This window comes from Stenotrophomonas sp. SrG (genome assembly GCF_050031795.1).
GTDB classification, from domain to species: Bacteria; Pseudomonadota; Gammaproteobacteria; order Xanthomonadales; family Xanthomonadaceae; genus Stenotrophomonas; species Stenotrophomonas rhizophila_A.
The window spans coordinates 1-262 of the sequence record NZ_JBNBBE010000378.1; the positions used below are offsets into that span (position 1 = coordinate 1).

The 262-nt window shown below is 76.7% G+C and carries 1 pseudogene; it reads right to left on the reverse strand.

Features of this window, described 5'->3' with window-relative positions:
- A pseudogene (locus tag ACQG3P_RS20165) lies at window positions 1–262 on the reverse strand (hypothetical protein); the annotation flags it as partial.

Sequence of the window (262 nt, forward strand, 5' to 3'; positions counted from 1 at the left end):
CTGCATCGCAGGGCCGCCGGGGCGCCAGCCGGAGCCGGCACGCCAGAGCTCGCCCGCCGAGTTCGCGCGGGTCGCCTCCGACCACTCCCGTCCGACGACCGCGGCCGCCGCGAGGGCGAGCGACGACGGCCGGGGCGCCGTGTACGGCGCCATCCGGTCGATCAGCCCGGTGTCCATGGCGCCCGCGACCACGCCCGGATCGGCCAGCAGCTCCCGCAGGAAGCCGATGTTCGAGTCGAGTCCCAGGAGCACGGTGTCGGCG